General features: G+C 40.7%; 1 protein-coding gene. It reads right to left on the reverse strand.

The window, feature by feature from the left end:
* Positions 1–535, reverse strand: a 535-nt coding sequence (locus HQN85_RS15660; protein WP_216847311.1) for an IPT/TIG domain-containing protein, incomplete at both ends; no start/stop codon positions are given.

Below are 535 nucleotides of genomic sequence, written 5' to 3' on the forward strand. Positions count from 1 at the left end.
TTCACAAGTTCTAGTGCAATCATATCAGCAAAACCATCTCCATTTAAGTCCCCTGCATTGACATATCCTGCACTAGCCAGTCCGGTTGGAAAACTTTTAAGCAGCCTAAAATCAACGCCACTCGAATTTTGAAAAATTAGTTTGAACGGACTAGCCGAGTAGCCCGTTTTCCCGCTTTCTAAATTCGTAACTGTTAAATTTTGGTTGTTCGCTCCATAAGGAACCGTAACCGTTAAACTTGTACCATCAGCCGATGCATTCTTAACAACTGCCTGCGTCGCACCAAAATAAACCACATCCTTGGTCTTGTCCGTACTAAAGTTCGTTCCCGTAATCACAACATCATCCCCAACCTTGCCTATAGAAGGAGTTAATAACGTAACGGTAACAGGTTGTATAATATTTTTATAAACGTAAAGTTCACCGTTACTGGCCCGAACACCAACTATATCGGGTCTTTCGTCCCCATCAATATCACCAATGATCAAGTCAGTTTGAGCTGATAATCCCAGATTTTTGGGTTTAGATAATTTTA

Origin of the sequence: Pedobacter boryungensis, from assembly GCF_013204825.1 — a bacterium.
Classification (GTDB): domain Bacteria; phylum Bacteroidota; class Bacteroidia; order Sphingobacteriales; family Sphingobacteriaceae; genus Pedobacter; species Pedobacter boryungensis.